The sequence below is a fragment of the Azospirillum humicireducens genome, from assembly GCF_001639105.2.
Classification (GTDB): domain Bacteria; phylum Pseudomonadota; class Alphaproteobacteria; order Azospirillales; family Azospirillaceae; genus Azospirillum; species Azospirillum humicireducens.
Genome location: NZ_CP028905.1, coordinates 299261 through 315600, shown reverse-complemented (window position 1 = coordinate 315600; position 16340 = coordinate 299261). Strand labels below are relative to the sequence as shown.

Annotated in this window: 14 protein-coding genes; 8 read left to right on the top strand and 6 right to left on the bottom strand. The window is 69.2% G+C overall.

Going from position 1 to position 16340, the window contains the following annotated elements:
• Positions 1 to 90: 90 nt before the first annotated feature.
• From A6A40_RS24330 to A6A40_RS24320, 3 genes are all read right to left on the bottom strand, one after another.
• Complete coding sequence (locus A6A40_RS24330) at positions 91 to 1029, bottom strand: dihydrodipicolinate synthase family protein (protein ID WP_108548451.1); 939 nt, start codon at positions 1027 to 1029, stop codon at positions 91 to 93.
• A gap of 77 nt (positions 1030 to 1106) precedes the next feature.
• On the bottom strand, positions 1107 to 2003 hold the full coding sequence (locus A6A40_RS24325; RefSeq protein WP_108548450.1) for a ribokinase: 897 nt from the start codon (positions 2001 to 2003) through the stop codon (positions 1107 to 1109).
• 70 nt (positions 2004 to 2073) lie between these two features.
• Positions 2074 to 3096 carry a TRAP transporter substrate-binding protein gene (locus tag A6A40_RS24320; protein WP_108548449.1) on the bottom strand — a complete coding sequence of 341 codons (1023 nt, stop codon included), beginning with the start codon at positions 3094 to 3096 and terminating at the stop codon, positions 2074 to 2076.
• A gap of 221 nt (positions 3097 to 3317) precedes the next feature.
• Between A6A40_RS24320 and A6A40_RS24315 the strand changes: the two genes are divergently transcribed.
• From A6A40_RS24315 to A6A40_RS24285, 7 genes are all read left to right on the top strand, one after another.
• The gene (locus A6A40_RS24315) at positions 3318 to 4397 is read left to right on the top strand and encodes a LacI family DNA-binding transcriptional regulator (protein WP_108548497.1); all 1080 of its coding nucleotides are present in this window, start codon (positions 3318 to 3320) and stop codon (positions 4395 to 4397) included.
• A 504-nt stretch (positions 4398 to 4901) separates the two neighbouring features.
• A complete protein-coding gene (locus A6A40_RS24310; protein ID WP_108548448.1) occupies positions 4902 to 6314 on the top strand; it encodes an MATE family efflux transporter in 1413 nt (470 codons plus the stop codon).
• Position 6315: 1 nt separating this feature from the next.
• On the top strand, positions 6316 to 7284 hold the full coding sequence (locus A6A40_RS24305) for an ABC transporter substrate-binding protein (RefSeq protein ID WP_108548447.1): 969 nt from the start codon (positions 6316 to 6318) through the stop codon (positions 7282 to 7284).
• 6 nt (positions 7285 to 7290) lie between these two features.
• On the top strand, positions 7291 to 8322 hold the full coding sequence (locus tag A6A40_RS24300; protein ID WP_108548446.1) for a FecCD family ABC transporter permease: 1032 nt from the start codon (positions 7291 to 7293) through the stop codon (positions 8320 to 8322).
• 2 nt (positions 8323 to 8324) lie between these two features.
• Positions 8325 to 9380, top strand: a complete 1056-nt coding sequence (locus tag A6A40_RS24295) for a FecCD family ABC transporter permease (RefSeq protein ID WP_167562524.1) — start codon at positions 8325 to 8327, stop codon at positions 9378 to 9380.
• Positions 9381 to 9387: 7 nt separating this feature from the next.
• Positions 9388 to 10197 (top strand): ABC transporter ATP-binding protein, encoded by an 810-nt coding sequence (locus A6A40_RS24290; RefSeq protein WP_108548445.1) that lies wholly within the window; start codon positions 9388 to 9390, stop codon positions 10195 to 10197.
• 292 nt (positions 10198 to 10489) lie between these two features.
• Positions 10490 to 11653, top strand: a complete 1164-nt coding sequence (locus A6A40_RS24285) for an acyltransferase family protein (protein WP_108548444.1) — start codon at positions 10490 to 10492, stop codon at positions 11651 to 11653.
• A gap of 54 nt (positions 11654 to 11707) precedes the next feature.
• On the opposite strand, the gene A6A40_RS24280 is transcribed toward A6A40_RS24285, so the two are convergent.
• From A6A40_RS24280 to A6A40_RS24270, 3 genes are all read right to left on the bottom strand, one after another.
• A complete protein-coding gene (locus tag A6A40_RS24280) occupies positions 11708 to 12211 on the bottom strand; it encodes a DUF411 domain-containing protein (protein WP_108548443.1) in 504 nt (167 codons plus the stop codon).
• Between the two features lie 40 nt (positions 12212 to 12251).
• Positions 12252 to 14507: a heavy metal translocating P-type ATPase gene (locus A6A40_RS24275; RefSeq protein ID WP_108548442.1), complete on the bottom strand. Its 2256-nt coding sequence runs from the start codon at positions 14505 to 14507 to the stop codon at positions 12252 to 12254.
• 97 nt (positions 14508 to 14604) lie between these two features.
• On the bottom strand, positions 14605 to 15579 hold the full coding sequence (locus A6A40_RS24270; RefSeq protein ID WP_146191643.1) for a calcium-binding protein: 975 nt from the start codon (positions 15577 to 15579) through the stop codon (positions 14605 to 14607).
• Between the two features lie 216 nt (positions 15580 to 15795).
• Here A6A40_RS24270 and A6A40_RS24265 point away from each other — a divergent pair, with 216 nt between their 5' ends.
• The gene (locus A6A40_RS24265) at positions 15796 to 16233 is read left to right on the top strand and encodes a MerR family transcriptional regulator (protein ID WP_108548440.1); all 438 of its coding nucleotides are present in this window, start codon (positions 15796 to 15798) and stop codon (positions 16231 to 16233) included.
• The last annotated feature ends 107 nt before the right edge of the window (positions 16234 to 16340 follow it).

The window sequence follows — 16340 nt, the reverse complement described above, 5'->3', positions numbered from 1 at the left end:
ATCGTCTTTTCGGTCCGAACATCNGCGGCATGGGCCGCCGCCACGCCGGTCGGCCCGGATGCCAGCGGTCATCATCCATGACCGCTGGCATCACTCGGCGGGCAGCGCCGCGATCTTGGCGCGGAAGCGGTCGGTGCCTTCGACGATCTTGTCCAGCACCGCGTCGAGCGCCCAGAACTTTTCGCGCACGTCATAGCCGATCACCCGGCAGCGGATCGACCCGAAGCTGCCGATGCGCTGGTGATACATCTTGGCGAAGGCCGGATATCCCAGGCTTTCCGACACCGCGGCCACGACCAGGAAGGTCGCCAGCTCGTCCGCCAACTCGGGATGTCGGTCACCCGACAGCCGCATCCAGCGATACAGGTCCGGATGGATGTTGGTGAAGACGCCGGTGAAGCCGGGCGATCCCGCCCGCATGGCGTCGCGCGCGATCGCCGCGTTGGCGTTGATGACCGCAAGCCCCGATCCGCGGGCGATCTCCAGCCGGCGCTTGACCGTGGCCAGGTCGCAGCTGACGTCCTTCAGCAGGATGAAGCGGCCGCTGTCGATGCACAGCCGCAATTCCTCGTCGGTCAACAGCCGGCGGTAGGGGGCCGGGCATTCGTACAGACCGAGCGGGATGTCCTGCGGAAGCCGTTCCAGAAGATGCGTCAGGTGGCGGCGGAACGCCTCCGTCCCCTCGTTCTTCGGGTCGAGGTGGTTGGTCACCAGGACCAGCGCGTCGCCGCCGGCGGCGGCCATCGCCGTCAGTTCCTCCACCTGGGCGTCGAGATCGTCGCTGATGTGGCCGGACACCACCACCGGGACGCGGCCTGCGACCTTGGCGACGACAGCCTTCGCCAGCCGCACCCGCTCGTCCAGCGACAGGAACTGCATCTCGCTGGACTGGCAGACGGCGAACAGGGCGTCCGCACCGTTGGCCAGATACCAGTCGATCAGCCGGTCCAGCCCCGGATAATCGATTTCGCCGGCATCGGTGAAGGGGGTCAGCATCACCGGGATGATGCCGTCAACAGGCTGCGCCATGGGTGACTCTTCCAATCGGGAGGGAGTGCGAAAGCAAGGGAAGGGAGAATGCCGGCGGGGACGCGGCGAAGGGACCGTCAGCCGGCGACCGGCTCGCCGAGCGCAGCGTCGGTTTCCGCCGCGGCCGGCAGGCTGGCCTGTCCGCCGGCCCGCGTGCAGGACAGCGAGGCGGCGCCGGCGGCACGGCGGATCGCGGCGGCCAGCGGCTGCCCGCGGTCGAGCTGGGCCGCCAGGACCCCGACGAAGCAATCGCCGGCCCCGGTGGTGTCGCGCACGGCGACCGGGGGGGCCGGCTGATGCCCGCTGCCGTCGGCGGACGACCATTCGACGCCGTCGCCGCCGAGCGTGCGGATGACCCGGCCGCCCAGCACGCCGCGGAGCGACGGCGCGTCGCCGGCGCATCCCAGATGGGCACCCAGCCACGCCGCCTCGTCCTCGTTCACCACCAGGATGTCGACGGCCTTGAGCACCGGCAGCGGCAGCGGAGCCGCCGGGGCGAGGTTCAGGATCACCCGCGCGCCGAGCCGCCGGGCACGCAGGATCAGCGCCGCGGTCTCGCCGGGATCGGACTCCATCTGCACCAGCAGGGTGGTGCCGGGAAAGAGCAGCGCGTCCTCCACCTGAGCGGCGCGCGCCTGCAGGTTGGCCCCGCCGGCGACGACGATCTGGTTGCGGCCCGCCGCGTCGGTGCAGACGGCGGCGGTGCCGGTCGCCCGGTCGGTCACGGCCACGCGGGACAGTTCGACCCCGGCGCTGCGCAGGCCGCTCAGCGCGGTTTCCTTCAGCCCGTCGCCGCCGACCGCCCCGACCATGGTCACGGCGGCGCCCTCGCGGGCGGCGGCGACCGCCTGGTTGGCCCCCTTGCCGCCGGGATGCAGCTCCAGCGACCGTGCCAGAAGGGTCTGGCCGGCACCGGGCAGATCGTCCATCGCGAAGATCATGTCGAGGTTGATCGATCCGAAGACGACAATCATGGTTCTGCTCCGCAAACCGGCATCATGGAGGCCGGGATGATGACTCGAGCTCCGTTGCCGGATGGACCGGTCAGCGGGCGGCGCGCGCCTTGGCGATTTCCGCCTGTGCCTGCGCCATCAGGGCCGGATCGACCTTCTGCGAGAACTTCTCCACCACCGGGCGGATCTTCGCCCGGAACTTCTCGATCTCCGCGGGCGCCAGCTCGGTGACGGTCATGCCCTTGGCCTTCAGCTCCTCCACCGCCTTGCCGGCCTGCTCGCGCGACACGCGGCGCTCGTAATCGCGGGCTTCGAGCGCGGCGTCCTGGATCAGCTTGCGCTCGTCCTCGTTCAGCTTGTTCCAGAACTTCGCGCCGATCAGAACGGCCTGCGGATTGTACATGTGGTTGCTGAGGGTCAGATACTTCTGCACCTCGTTCAGCTTGGCGGTCAGGATGCTGGGGGCCGGGTTCTCCTGTCCGTCCACCGTCCGGCTTTCCAGCGCGGTGTAGACCTCCGGGAAGGGCAGGGGCACGGCGTTGGCACCCAACGTGTTGAACAGGTCGATGTAGATGGGCGATTGCACCACGCGGATCTTCAGGCCGGCGATGTCGTCGACGCTGGCGATCGGGCGGCGGCTGTTGGTCAGCTGGCGGAAGCCCAATTCCCAATAGCCCAGCCCCACCAGCCCCTTGGGCGACAGCTTGTCCAGCAGGGCCTTGCCGACCGGGCCGTCCATGACGGCGTCCGCCTCCTTCGGCGTATCGAACTGGAAGGGCAGGTCGACCAGCACGAAACTGTCGTCCAGGCTGGAGAGCAGGCCGGCATTCAGCACCGTCATCTCGACGATGCCGCCCTGCAGCGCGGAGATCATCTGGACGTCGCCGCCCAGCACGCCGTTGGTGAACAGCTGGACCTTGATCTTGCCGCCGCTCTTCTCCTTCACGATCTCGGCGAACTTCGCCATGCCCAGAGCCAGCGGTGACCCATCCGCCCCGGCACTGGCGAGCTTCATCGTGTGGGCGCCGATCTCCGCCGCGGTGGAAGGGGTGCCGAACAGCAGCATGCCTGCCGTGATGGTGCTCGCGAGAAATGCTGACAGACCGTTGCGCATACCATTCCTCCTCTGGTGGCCCGTTCAGGGGGCGGGCCTTGTGGGATGCCGTGGAAACCGGGTCGGCGGACGGGGCCGTGTGTTCACGCGTCCGTCACGGATGTAAGCGCTTACATAGATCGCTGCACGAACTGATGCAACGGCAAACTTGACGCAGTATGGTGGATATGTAACCGCTTTCATCCAGACGGTTCCCCCACTGGCCAATGGAGATGCCGCCGATGTCAGAGCGTGAGCCGAAGCCCAAGCGCCCGCCGCGCGCGGTGGATGTGGCCGCGGCCGCCGAGGTGTCCATCGCCACCGTTTCCCGCGCGTTCAACAGCCCGGAGAAGGTCGCACCGGCGATCCGCGAACGGGTGCTTGCCGCCGCCAAGGCGATGGGCTGGATGCCGCATGCCGCCGGCAGTGCACTGGCCCGGCGCCGCACCTCGATCGTCGGAGCGGTCATTCCGACCCTCGACAACGAGGTTTTTGCCGCCCAGGTCGGGGCGATGCAGACGGCTTTCGCCGAACGCGGCATCACGCTGCTGCTCAGCTGCTTCAACTACAACCGCGACCAGGCTTTCGACGATGTCCAAGCCATGCTGGCGCGCGGGGTGGAGGCGCTTGCCATCGTCGGCGAGGCGCACCGCCCGGATCTGTTCCCCAGCATCCAGGCACGGCATATCCCTTATGTCGTCACCTACAGCCATCGCCCGGACAGCCCGCACCCGTGCGTCGGCTTCGACAACCGGCAGGCCTTCCGCACCATCACGCGGCACCTGCTCGACCTTGGCCATGAGGTGATCGGCGTCATCGTCCAGCCGACGGCCGGCAACGACCGTGTGGCCGCCCGACTGGACGGGGTGCGCGATGCATTGGCCGAACGCGGGCTGGGCATCCGCCCACAGCATCTGTGCGAAGGAGAATGGAGCATCGACTTCGGCCGCCGGAGCGTGCGCGCCATCCTGGAGACCGAGCCCAGACCGACGGCGGTGATCTGCGGCAACGATTATCTGGCGGTCGGCGCTCTCCTGGAGGCGCGCGCCATGGGGCTGGCGATGCCGGGAGACCTGTCGATCACCGGCTTCGACGACATTGCCATCAGTCGCCAGATGGACCCGCCGCTGACCACCATGCACATCGACAATCACGAGATCGGCCGGCGCGCCGCCGGCTATCTGCTCGGCTGCCTGATGGGCGGCACGCCATCGCCGCCATCGCCGCCGCCGCCGCTGGTGCCGACCCTGATCCGCCGCGGGACCACCGCCGCACCGGCCGCGGGAAATGCCGCTTCCGGCGGGATCGCCGGCCGGGGATAAGCCCGCCCGGCAGCGGGCCAGCCGGTTGTCGGACAGGATTGTGGGCCGGCGTCCAACCAGGCTCTGTCGCAACCTTTGCCGGCGACCTCCAACATCCAGCCATTCCGCCGCCTGACGGCCAACTTTGCACCGGAGCCGGAGATCGACGCTCCCGACCAGGGGGCATGCCTGAAATTTCTGATATTGATAATTATTATCATTGACACCGCTTTTGCTTCGGTCATAGATAGCGACCGAGACGGATGAGTAACGGCAAATACATACCCGCACAAAACATCGTCTCGACAGTGATTATTGACCACACTATCGAGAAACTGGCAATAATTTGCCATTTATTCGCGAAAAAAGCGGATGGAATGTCAAATTTTAAAATATTAATCAAAAAGCATCCGCTCTATTCAACGAGGGGCATCGGTATGAAGAGAGCCTGCAATCAGTCTCGGACGCTCCATACCTTCCCCCGCAGCCATCCCGCCGACATCGAATTGCGGGCCTGACCACAGCATGCGAAGCCGTTTCCATCCCTATCGGGACATCGTCGCGCTGTCGGCCCCCATCGCCGGGATCCAGTTCGCCCAGGTCGCCCTGACCAGCACCGACCTGCTGATGATGGGTCTGCTCGGTGTCCAGGCGGTGGCCGCCGGCGGTCTGGCGATGCTGCTCTACAACCAGCTGCGCACCATGTGCGTCGGCATGGTGACGGGGGTCGGCAATCTCATCGCCGCCGCCGCCGGGCGCGGAGAGAAGCGCACCGGCGCGAAGGAGCTGGACGACACCGCCCGCGGCGAGGTGCGCGCCCTGCTGCGCTCCGCCCTGCTGGTCGCCACCCTGACCGCGACGGCGGCGGCCCTGCTGCTGGTGCTGGCGAGCCGGCTGCTGCCGCTGCTCGGCCAGACGCCGGAGGTGGCAGCCCAGGCGCGGGGCATCATGCTGACGCTCGCCCCCGGCCTGCTGCCGATGCTGTGGCTGAACGTGCTGCGGCAATTCGCGGTCGGCATGCGCCGGGCCGGGTCGCTGCTGCGGGTGACGCTGATCTCCATCGCGGTGAACGCCCTGCTGAACGCGCTGTTCATCTATGGCTGGCTGGGCCTGCCACGGCTCGGATTGGCCGGCATCGGCCTGTCGACCACGCTGGTGCAGCTCTGGACCTTCCTGGTCTATCTGCGCACGGTCGGGCGGGATCCGCTGCTGGGGCCGCTGCTGGCGCTCGACGCCTGGCGGGCCGATCGGGCGACGGTGAGGACCATCGCCGGGATGGGAACCCCGATCGCCCTGACCTACGGGTCGGAGGCCGCCATCACCTCGATCGCCAGCCTGTTCATGGGCAGCTTCGGCGCGGTGGCGCTCGCCGCCTCCAACATCGTCAACCAGCTTGCCTACATCGTCTATCAGGTCAACATCGGCCTGTCGCAAGGCTCCTCGATCCTGGTCAGCCGCGCCATCGGCAAGGGACAGGGGCACGAGGTGGCCGAGATCGCGCGCCGCGCCATGACCATCGCCCTGTCGATCATGACGGCGGTTGGGCTGCTCTACGCGCTTGTTCCTTCGGCGGTGCTGCGTCCCTTCCTCGGCGGCGAGGCCGATCCCGCCGTGATCGCTACCGCGACCACCCTGCTGTGGTTCGCCATCGCCCACCAGTATTTCAAGGGATCGCAGAATGTCTGCGTCGGGCTGCTGCGCGGGCTGGGGAACACCAGGGCAGGGCTGACCGGCACGCTGATCGGATATTGGCTGATCGGCATTCCCGCCATGGCGCTGTGCGCCTATCCGCTGGGGCTGGGCGGCTATGGCGTCTGGTTCGGCCTCTGCCTCGGCTTCGGCGCCACCAGCCTGCTGCTGTGGCGGCGCTTTTTCCTCGACCTTCGCCCCCTGACGGGCACCGCGTCCCCGCCCCTCGTTTCAAAGGAAGCACGCTGAGATGACCCGGACCCTGCCGAAACTCTGCCTCGCCCTGGGAATGGCCGCCGCCCTGACCGCCGGATCGGCGCTTGCGCAGGATGCCGCGACCCGCAGCATGGTCGATGACCGCGGCGTCACCGTCCAGGTTCCGGCCAAGCCGCAGCGCATCGCCGCGGTCTCCTATCTCGGCGTCGACGTGGCTCTGGCGGTCGGGGTGATGCCGGTCGCCACCACCTACATGACCGCCGGGCGCGAGCCGGACTATCTGCTGGGCCTGACCGCCGGCATGAAGAAGATCGGCCAGCGGGCCAAGCCCAATCTGGAACTGCTGGCGGAGGCCAAGCCCGACGTGATCGTCGCCATGCGGCGCTACACCCAGGGCAACGCCGGCCAGTTCGACAAGATCGCCCCCTATCTAGCCTACAACATGGAGCTGTCCAGCGAGAGCTTCAAAGAGGTGGCGGAGCTGGCCGCCCTGTTCGGCCAGCCGCAGCGCGGCCAGGAGCTGAACGACGCCTTCAGCAAGCGGCTGGACGAGTATGCCGCCAAGGCGCCGAAGGACAGGCACCCGCGCTTCCAGATCATGTGGGCGGGCAATACCCCCTTCACCTTCCACACCGAGAACATGGCGGCCTGGATCGTCACCAGGTTGGGCGGCGAGAACATCGCCGGACCGATGGTCCAGGGCGGCCGCTTCGGGCTGGAGATGAGCCTGGAAGCGATGCTGGAGAAGGATCCGGAGGTGATCTTCGTCTACGACTCCGGCCCGGAACGCCCGCACCAGTCCAACCCGATCTGGAACCGGCTGTCGGCGGTGAAGAACGGCCGCGTCCATTATGTCGGCGACGAGTGGGTCGAGCCGAACGGCCCGATCGCCCGCGAGCTGGTCCTGCGCGAGGCCGCGCATTTCCTCTATCCCGACCGCTTCCCGGCCATCGACGTCAAGGCCGAGGCGGCGACGCTGATCCCCGCCTCCGTCCGGAAGTAACCCGCGATGGCGAGCCGCCCGTCACCGGGTCCGCTGCTGCTGTCCCCCGGCCTGCTGACGGCCGCGCTGCTGCTGACGGCGGCGCTGCTCGGCGGCTGGGGGCTGCTGCTCGGCAGCCGTCCGCTGCGGCCGGACACGCTGCTGTCGGTTCTGCTCCACCCGAGCGACGCCATCGACTCCATCCTGGTCTGGACCCTGCGGCTGCCGCGCAGCCTGTGCGCCTTCGTCGGCGGCGTCGGGCTGGCGGTGTCCGGCCTGCTGTTGCAGATCCTGACCCGCAATCCGCTGGCCGGGCCGGGGCTGACCGGCGTCACCTCCGGCGCGGTGACCGCCATCCTGCTGTGCTTCGTGCTGCTGCCCGGCTTCTCCTCGGCCTATTACCCGCTGGTCGGACTGGCGGGCGGCCTGTCCGCCGCCGCCGCCACCGCCTGGATCGCGCGGGGCGGCAGCGGGAAGGGCGGTCCGATGCGGCTGGCGTTGGGCGGGATCAGCGTCGCGCTGTTCCTGGGTGCCGTCACCACCTATCTGATCCTGCTCAGCGGCCCGCAATCGACCTCCCTGTTCTTCTGGCTTTCGGGCGGCTTCCAGGGCGGTTCCTGGCCGCAGCTGCTGGCGATGACGCCGTGGGTCGCCATCGGGCTGGCCGGCGCGCTCGCCTGCCTGCGCGTCATCACCCTGTTCACGCTCAGCGAACAGGCCGCCGCCGGGATGGGCCTGAACCCCGCCCTGTGGAAGCCGGTGCTGCTTCTGCTGGCGGTGCTGCCGGTCGCCGGAGTCGCCCCGGTCGCCGGGCATGTCGCCTTCGTCGGGTTGGCCTCGCCCCACATCGCCCGGCTGCTCAAGCCCCCCGGCCCCGGCTGGCTGATCGGGCTGACCGCGGCACTGGGCGGCACCATGGTGGTGGCCGCCGATCTGGTGGCGCGCACCGTCGTCCTGCCGCGCGAAATCCCGGTCAGCATCGTCGCCGCGCTGATCGGCGGCCCGGTCTTCCTTCATCTGGTCCGCCGGCACCGCTTCTCCTCCGGGACCGAGGTCTGAGAATGGACCGCACCGCGACCGCGCTCCGCTCCTCCCGCGCCCATCATGCCGGCTCCGGCTGGCTGGTCCTGGCCGGCTGCCTGCTGGCGGTCGCCCTGGCGTTGCCGCTGGCGGTCCTGCTGGGCGTCGCCGACATTCCGCTGTCCGACAGCCTCGCCACGCTGGGCGGCGGCGGCAGCGTCATGGCGCGCTCCATCCTGCTCGATTTCCGCCTGCCGCGCGTCGCCACCGGGGTGCTGGCCGGGATCAATTTCGCCGTCGCCGGCCTGCTGCTGCAACGGATCACCCGCAATCCGCTGGCCGATCCGTCGATCATGGGGATTTCGCAGGGGGCCACCCTGGCGGTCGCCGTCTTCCTGCTGGTCAGCGTCTACAGCCATGCGCCGGGCGGCAACACCCTGCCGGAACTGCCGGTCGCCTGGCTGCCGGCGGTCGGCATGCTCGGCGGGCTGGGAGCGGCCGGGCTGGTCCATCTTCTGGCGCTGCGTCACGATCTCGGCCCGATGCGCATCACCCTGTGCGGTGTGGCGATCGGCGCGCTGCTGCACGCGCTGGCGATGGGCATCATCGCCGGCTGGGGGTCCACCCGGATCGAAATTCTGCTGGAATGGCTGGCGGGCAGCCTCTACGCCCGCAGTTGGGACCATGCCGCCTTCCTCGCCCCCTTCACGCTGGCCGGGCTGGCGCTGTTGCCGCCGATCCTGCGCCCGCTCGACCTGCTGAGCCTCGACGCCTCGGTCGCCCAGTCCTTCGGGCTGTCCTACCGCCGGCATTTCACGCTGGTGCTCTGCCTGGCCTGCGGCCTTGCCTCCAGCGCGGTGGGGGCGGTCGGGCCGATCGCCTTCGTCGGACTGCTGACGCCGCATCTGGCCCGCCATGTCGTCGGACGGCGCCGCCGCCTTCTGCTGCCGGTGACGATCCTGCTGGGGGCCGTGGTGGTCACCGCCGGGGATCTGGCCGGACGGCTGATCGGCGGGGCGGACGAGATCCCGATCGGCGTCGTCACCGCCCTGCTGGGCGTCCCCGTTCTGATCGTCCTGCTTCGGAAAACTCCCTGAGGGTAGCATGCCGGTTCTCTGTTCCGACCTGTCCGTCGTCTATGGCAGCCGCCGGGCGCTGACGGATTTCCGCCTGTCGCTCCAGCCCGGCGAGATCCGCGGCCTGATCGGGCCGAACGGTTCGGGCAAGAGCACGGCGCTGCAAAGCATCGCCGGATTGATCCGCCCGACCGGCGGGCGGGTGGAGATCGACGGACGCCCCGTCCACGACCTGCCCCGCCGCACGCTGGCGCGGAAGCTGGCCTATCTGCCGCAACAGCCCGCCGCACCGGAGGACATGACCGTCGAGCAGTTGGTCCGCCAGGGGCGCTTCGCCCATGTCGGGCTGTTCCGCCGCTATTCCCCCGAGGATGAGGAGGCGATCGGCTGGGCGTTGGGCGGCACCGGCCTGACCGCGCTGGCCGATCGCAGCCTGCGCGAGCTGTCGGGCGGCGAACGCCAACGTGCCTGGATCGCCGCGGCACTGGCCCAGCAGGCCCAGGTCCTGCTTCTTGACGAACCGACCTCTTTCCTCGACATCGGCCATCAGGTGGATGTGCTCGATCTCGTCCACCGGCTGAGCCGGGAGCGGGGCGTCGCCATCGTCATGGCAATTCATGACATCAATCAGGCGATGGCGGTGTGCGACGCCATTTCCCTGCTGCGGCAGGGAACCTTGATGTTCGACGGCCCACCGGCCGCGCTGGCCGGTAGCGGCCTGATCGAGACGGTCTTCCAGGTACAGGGGCGCTTCATCGAGGTCGCCGACGGCGCCGCCCCGCATTTCGACGTCAGCCTCGCCCAGCACCGCAGCCGGCATCACCAGTCCCGCCCCTGACACCGTTGTGCATCGAGGCGGGCTCCGCCGCCTGCTGGTCATGCGTCCCAGCCCTAAGGCAGCCGCGTCTCAAGCCAGGATGCCCCCCACAGGGCGGCGGCCATCGGGAGCACGGACCCGACACCACCCGAACGGGAAGGAAGCGCAATCCCGGCCGCCTTGGGTAGGCACGGCGATCCTTCGGAATAAACCTCCCGCGTCCTTCCGGCCATGCGCAATCGGTCGTAGGTTTTTTTGCCCCTACATGCAGGTTTCCAAGAAGCGCCTTTGACCAAAAGCCCGGAGGCTCCCTATGCGGTTCCCGGTACTCGACGGATGGCGCGGCCTGTGCGCGTTATGCGTGGCCCTATACCATTTGCACACACTCGATCATTTCCACCTGTTCGATTTCGTGCGCGGCAGTTACCTTTTTGTGGATTTTTTCTTTGTTTTGAGCGGCTTCGTCATCACCCACGCCTATTCCGCCCGCATCGGCGGGGCGGCGTCGGCCGGGTCCTTCCTCGTCCGCCGCTTCGGCCGGGTCTGGCCGCTGCATGCGGCGGTGCTGCTGGCCTTCGTGGCGCTGGAATGCATGAAGGCCCTCTCCGGATCGGCGGGGGGGAATGCTGCCTTCACCGGCGCCTACGCCCCATCGGCCCTGGTCAGCAATCTGGCGCTGGTCCATGCGCTGGGGGTGGAGGACCAATGGAGCTGGAACATCCCGAGCTGGTCGATCAGCGCGGAATTCTTCGTCTACATCACCTTCGCCATCCTGTTGCTGACCGTGCGGCGGAGCAGGATGCTGACCGCGGCGATGGCGGCGCTTGCCGCCCTCGGTGCCGGCGTGGTGATGGGGTTCTCCGCCAACCACATCGACACCAGCATCGACTACGGCTATTTCCGCTGCCTGTACGGCTTCTTCACCGGCTGTCTCGTCTATCGGCTGTATCAGACGGCCGCCGGCAGGCGGTTGTCCCGCCCTGCCGGCGGGCTGGCCGAGGCGGGAGCGCTGCTGGCGGTGGTCATCTTCGTCTCGGCCGCGGAGGGCAACGCCCTGTCGCTGGCGGCGCCGCTGCTGTTCGGGCTGGTGGTGCTGGTGTTCGCCTTCGAAGCCGGGCCGGTCTCCCGCCTGCTGGGGACATCCCCCTTCCAGCGGCTGGGGGCCTGGTCCTACTCGATCTACATGGTGCATGCCCTGCTGATCGCCGTGCTGCAGAAGGGCACGATGGTGGCGCAAGGGGCCCTCGGCCGGCCGCTGTTCGTCGAACGCCGGATCGGCGGCGAGACCGACCGGCTGATCGCCTTCGGCGATGCCTGGACGATGGATCTGGTCGGCGTCGGCTATCTGCTGGCGGTCATCGCCCTGTCGGCGCTGACCTACCGCTTCGTCGAGCTGCCGGGGCAGGGCATGGTCAACGGCCTGCTGGTCCGCCCGCGCAAGGCCGCTCCGCCCAGCCCGGTGGCCGAGGCGGCGTGATCGCCGCAGCCGTCCAGGCGGCGTGACCGCCGCCTCTCCCCGGCCCTGCCGGCGTCAATGGCGGGCGAAGACCTGCGGCCCGCCGGCGCCGCCGAACAGCACGACCTGATAGGGCTGCCCGGTGCCCATATCCATGCCGGGGGCGTCCTGCGGCATGCCGGGCGCCGACAGCCCGCGGGCCTGGGGCCGTTCGGCCAACAGGCGCGTCACGTCGGCGGCCGGCACATGGCCTTCCAGCACATAGCCGCCGACCCGCGCCGTGTGGCAGGATCCCAGCTCGTCCGGCACCCCGGCGGCCTGCTTCACCGGCGTCATGTCGTCGACGGTGTGGACGGTGACGTCGAAGCCGGCCGCGCGCATGTGACGCACCCAGCCGTCGCAGCATTCGCAGCCCGTGGACTTCCAGACCTCGACCGCCGCAGCGCCGGCGGGGGTGGGGGCAGGAGCGGCGGCGCGGACCATGTCCGGCAGCGCCACGGCTCCGAGACCGAGCGTCAGGACGGCCATCAGCGCTCCCTGGGCCGCCCCCCACACCATCGTCCGCCGCGTCATCGTCATCGGAACTCTCCAGATCATATCGGTGTCCTGCCTCATCCGCTCAGGAGCGGACGGACAGAAGCCTCAGGGCATTGGCGGTGACCAGCACGGTGGCGCCGGTGTCCGCCAGGATCGCCGGCCACAGCCCGGTGACGCCAAGAACGGTGGTCACCAGGAACACAGCCTTCAAGCCCAGGGCCAGTGCGATGTTTTGCCGTATGTTGGCCATGGTGCGGCGTGACAACGCCACCATCGCCGCCACGTCGCCGACCCGGCCGTGCAGGATGGCGGCGTCGGCCGTCTCCAGCGCCACGTCGGTGCCGCCGCCCATCGCGATGCCGACATCGGCGGCGGCGAGCGCCGGGGCGTCGTTGATGCCGTCGCCGACCTTCGCCACCCGCTGCCCGCGGGCCTGAAGGTCGCGGACGATGCGCAGCTTGTCCTCCGGCAGCAGCTGGGCATGCGCCTCCACCCCCAGCAGGCCGGCGACCGCGCCGGCGGTTCCGGCGGTGTCGCCGGTCACCATCAGCGAGCGGATTCCGGCGCGGTCCAGCGCCTCGATGCCCTGGCGGGCGTCGGGGCGCGGTTCGTCGCGCAGCGCGATCAGCCCGGCGGCCGTCCCCCCAGCACGGCCCTCGACCAGCAGGACCGAGACCGTCTTGCCGGCCTGCGCCAGGGCCGCGATCCGGTCCGCCTGCTCGGGCGTCAGCGACGGCGCGGCGGCCTTCGGCGACAGCAGCGCCACCGCAAGCCCCCCGACCCGACCCTGCAGCCCGGCGCCGGGCAGGGCGGTGACCCCGTCAGCCACCGGCGGGGCGATGCCGCGCTCCGCCGCCGCGGCCAGGATGGCGCGGGCCAGCGGGTGGCTCGACCCGGCCTCCAGTGCCGCGGCGGCGGCCAGCAGCTCCGCCTCGCCCGCACCACCCTCCATCCCACCGAAGGGGATCAGGTCGGTGACGCGGGGCTTGCCCTCCGTCAGGGTGCCGGTCTTGTCGAAGGCAACGGTGGTGATGCGGCCGAGCGCCTCCAGCACCGCACCGCCCTTCAGCAGCAGGCCGCGCCGGGCGCCGTTGGACAGTCCGGCCGCGATGGCCGCCGGGGTGGAGATCACCAGCGCACAGGGGCAGCCGATCAGCAGCACCGCCAGGGCGCGGTAGATCCACTCCGTCCAGCCGCCGCCGGACACCAGCGGCGGCACCAGGGCGACCAGGGCCGCCACCGCGACGATGCCCGGCGTGTAGAAGCGGGCGAAGCGGTCGATCAGCCGCTCGGTCGGAGCCTTGCTCTCCTGCGCCTCCTCCACCAGACGGACGATGCGGGCGATGGTGTTGTCGCGCGCCGCGGCGGTGACGCGGACGCGCAGCGCGCCGTCGGCGTTGATGGTGCCGGCGAAGACGGGATCGCCCTCGCCCTTGGGTTTCGGCACGCTTTCGCCGGTGACGGGGGATTCATCGACGGCGCTGCTGCCGGCCAGCACGATTCCGTCTGCTGCCACGCGGTCGCCGGGGCGGACGAGGATGACGGAGCCGACCGCCAGCCCGGCGGCGGGAACGGCCCGCGGGGCGGCTCCGTCCTCCTCCAGCAGGGCCGTGTCGGGAACCAGCGCCGTCAGGCCGCGGATGCCGGCCCGTGCCCGGCCGGCCGCCACCCCTTCGAGCAACTCGCCGACCAGGAAGAGAACCAGGACCGTCGCCGCCTCCTCCACCGCGCCGATGACGAGCGCGCCGACGGCGGCGACCGTCATCAGCGTCTCGATCGAGAAGGGCGTGCCGGCCCGCGCCGCCGCCAGGGCGCGGCGCGCCACCGGGACCAGCCCGACCGTCAGCGCCAGCGGGAAGGCCCAGCCCTCCGTCCCCGGCACCAGCAGGCCGAGAAGCGTCGCGGAGGCAAGCGCGGCACCGGCAGCCAGCGTCAGCACCGCCTTGCGCCCGCGCCACCAGGGCGCCTCGGCCGGATCGGCGTGAGAGTGGGAGTGGGAGTGGCTGTGCGAGTGGCTGTGCGAGTGGCCGTCATGGGTGTGGGCAGACCCGCAGCAGCCCCCGCCGCTGGCGGACGACGCACTCTCCGCCAGCGGATCGGCGGGGGCGGCGCCATAACCGAGGGCGGCCAGCGGCCGGACAACGGCGTCCGCACCCAGCACCGCCTCGTGGGAAACGGTCACCGTTCCGCCCGGCACCGACACCCGCACCTCGCGGATGCCCGGCACCCGGCGCAAGGCGGTCTCGATCTTGGCGGCGCAGGACCCGCAATCCATGCCGGAGACCCGGTAGCGGCTGGTCCTTAAAGCGGTGTCCCCGGTCCGGACCCCGTCCCCCATTCCATGCATGGCGAAGCTCCTTGTCGTGACGTGCCGTCGGCAGCGTCACGGGAGCCTAAATTCTCCAGCGACTGGAGGATCAAGCGGAAAAGCGCGGTCAGCCGGTGGCGGTCGCCTTCGTGCCGCCGGCATCCGCGTCCGCTTCGTCGGACTCGTGCGCATGGTCCGGCAACCCGGTGAACGGCTCGCTCCTGGTGATGATGGGGTGCTTCTGCGATCCGACGACGTGCGCCCAGCGGGGCGAGCCGTGCTTCACCTCCAGGAAGGATCCATGGTCGAGGACCGGCTTGTAGACGCGGAAGGTCTTCATGATCGACAGGGTGCCCGCGGAATCGAGCGGGCTCAGGAAGGATTCGTCCATGTCGAGGAAGGACGGATGCGAAATCCAGCGTTCCAGCTGGGCCGCGTTGAGGAAGAAGCTTCCGGCCGCCGGGTAGGAGGTGCGTTCGAAGCGGACGGGCTCCCCGATGAAGTCCAGACTGAGGTCCGGCCGGTCGGACAGGTCCTGATGCTTGGTTGTCCAGGGCCGGCCGAGCACGTAATCCGGATAGACCTTGTAGCCGAAAGGCGAGACGTTCTCGAAGCGGTTGGGCTGCAGCAGCGCTTCCGGCCCGAACTTCGCATCGAACAACGCCCGCTTGCGGAAGAACAGCGGATCGGTCATGACGATGTCGTCTTCGACATAGCAGTACCAGTCATACTGCCCCGCCAATTCCCGCATCACCATATGGGCGGCAAAACCAAGGCGGGTCGGCGGATAATCGTCGTTCATCTTCGCCCGCCGGTAAAGGACCGGGCTGATCTGCAGAGAATTGAGCAGGTGGTCGTCACCGACGGTGCAGACCAGAATGTCGATTTCGGCACGGTGCGGCGACGCCGCCTGCCAGGCGACCTTGCGCCAATGATCGAGCCCGGCCAGCCGGCTTCCATAGAGTTGATGGAAGGCGCAGATGGTCTCGCCGAGGATCGCGATGCGTTCGGCCTTCCGGTTGATGTCGCTGGAGTTGTTTCCGCCGGCGGCATGATCGGCCTTCGGGCGATAGAAATGCGGGATCACGCACAGGATCTTCACGATGATGCCCCTGCCGAACGGGTCCAAGACTAAGGGGCAGGGTGATAGCCGTTGTGAACCGTGCGAACAAGCCGAAATGGAGGGGCGCAAAACTTAACGTTGCTTTTCCCTTCTTCCCCCATTGCCGCGAGGCGGCGTCCTGCCTTGGAGCAGAGGCGTTGCCATCAACGTCCCCTGGAGCCTAAGTTCTCTAGCGACTGGAGGATTGAGGAGGGAATGACCGCCATGCCTGCATCGGCCCTGACCATCGGCGCGCTCGCCAAGCGGACCGGCGTGAAGATTCCGACCATCCGCTATTACGAGAGCATCGGACTGCTGCCGGAGGCACCGCGCACCGGCAGCAACCGGCGCACCTACGACGAGGCGTCGGCCCGCCGCCTGCGCTTCATCCGCCATGCCCGTGAGCTGGGCTTCGAGGTGGAGGCGATCCGCCAGCTGCTGGCCATGGCCGACGATCCGGGCCGGCCCTGCCACGAGGCCGACGTTCTGGCCCGCGCGCATCTGGCCGAGATCGAGTCCCGGATCAGCCGGCTGGAGGCCCTGCGCGACGAGGTGCGGCGGATGGTGGAGGGCTGCGCCCAGGGCGAGGTGCGCAGCTGCCATGTGATCGAAGTTCTGGCCGATCACGCCCACTGCCTGCACGAGCGGCACTGATGCCGGCACCGGGGAGGCCACAGGGGCGAAGCGCCACAGCCTCCGGGAGCTCCTATGACTTGGAAGCGGTTGCCCGACCGATAGCAGGCTGCGGAAAAACGAACATA